Genomic DNA, 1,052 nt, shown 5'->3' with positions numbered 1-1,052 from the left:
GGGCTTCCACCTTCTCGTGGCTGATGTCGCCGGGAATTACCAGCACGGCTACTCCACGCTGAGTGATGGCCGTTTGGATGGCAATTTCAGTGGTGCGCACGGCTTGATCAGGAATGCCAATCAGCTCACAGTAGGCACTGCATTCTTTGAAAGTCAGCTCCGGGTGAGTTTCCTGAAAATATTGAGTTCCTATCTCAATACTGGGAATTTGGGCGGCAATAGCCAGTACAGGCACCCGACTACGGTGGCAATCATATAGGCCATTGAGCAAGTGGGTGTTGCCGGGCCCGCAAGATCCGGCACACACGGCCAGCGTGCCCGTTACGTGAGCCTCGGCGCCGGCGGCAAAAGCGCCAGCTTCTTCGTTGCGCACATGCACCCACTCTATTCCCTCTCGCTTCCGGATTTCTTCGGTAATACCGTTCAGTGAGTCGCCCACTACTCCATACACCCGCGTAACGCCGGCCGCCATGATGGTATCAACCAGTATTTCAGAGACAGTCTTCTTCGCCATAATCTTCAGAGGTTAGTCTCTAGGCTATACGGCAGAACAAAACGTGCGGGCTATTAATCTTCCCGTCTGAAGCCCTCTACATCCCCTATCCAAGCCAAAGGGTTGTCCGTTACGAGATAGTCCAGGTACCTCGAAAGTACACCTCAGCCGTTGCTACCAGCACAACCTCAACCTTGCCCTAGCCGAGCAATCCCGATATACCCTTCACATTCAATCGAGCAAATTTCAGCACACGCTCGAACTTGTCTTGAGTTGCGGTCAGCTCTTCGTCTTCCGGCATTTTAGTGGGCACATGGGTAATCAGCAATGCAAACACCGAAGCGGCAATGTCCATGTACCCCAAAATCAGGAGGTAAAGTTGCTTCTTCTGATCCTCGGAGTAGCCCTTGGTGCGAATTGCCTTTACCAGCGTATCGAGCTGGGTTGTTTCGTCGGTATATAAGTCGCGGAGAGTGCTACGGGCGCTTGCATACTCTGCCTGCTCTTCTTCACTGGCTGAGTGCAGGGCAAACGGAAACGTCTCCGCAAAGGCAGTAGC

General features: G+C 53.4%; 2 protein-coding genes. Both read right to left on the bottom strand.

The features are described 5' to 3' along the window. Nucleotides 1-514: thiamine pyrophosphate-binding protein (locus tag VI25_RS11830; protein WP_262489948.1), on the bottom strand; the 514-nt coding region annotated here is incomplete at its 3' end. A 178-nt stretch (nucleotides 515-692) separates the two neighbouring features. Beyond that, nucleotides 693-1,052, bottom strand: a 360-nt coding sequence (locus tag VI25_RS25170) for a hypothetical protein (protein WP_161806930.1), incomplete at its 5' end; no start/stop codon positions are given.

Origin of the sequence: Hymenobacter sp. AT01-02 (genome assembly GCF_000961955.2) — a bacterium.
In the GTDB taxonomy this organism is placed as follows: Bacteria; Bacteroidota; Bacteroidia; order Cytophagales; family Hymenobacteraceae; genus Hymenobacter; species Hymenobacter mucosus.
The sequence above is the reverse complement of the archived record's forward strand: the minus strand, read 5'-3'. Positions and strand labels throughout refer to the sequence as shown.